Here is a 302-nt window from a genome sequence, read left to right on the forward strand (position 1 = left end):
GAAACTGAACCCGATTCATCGTCGCCATAATCTTCTCCCGCCTGCGCCACCGCGCACGCATATGCAAGGTTGGACACGTAACGGCGACCAAAGTTCAGTTATGCTGAAGATCAGCGCTAATCACCAATTCTTGTAATTTCTAGCTTCCATAAGCGGCCCCTTGCTGCGTTGCCCACCGCTAGTGTAGTGTTGCATTCTGTTTGCCGCTTAAGCGGCTGTTGGCGCGAATTACCTTTTGCAGGATATCGCGCGCAGTTGCTGTCCAAATAAATGGCTTCGGATTGGCATTGTGGTGCGCGACA

Annotated in this window: 1 pseudogene; it reads right to left on the reverse strand. The window is 52.0% G+C overall.

The features are described 5' to 3' along the window. Positions 1 to 178 precede the first annotated feature (178 nt). A pseudogene (locus F1735_RS37175) lies at positions 179 to 302 on the reverse strand (IS630 family transposase); the annotation flags it as partial.

It is taken from the genome of Massilia genomosp. 1 (assembly GCF_011682185.1).
In the GTDB taxonomy this organism is placed as follows: domain Bacteria; phylum Pseudomonadota; class Gammaproteobacteria; order Burkholderiales; family Burkholderiaceae_D; genus Telluria_A; species Telluria_A rubra.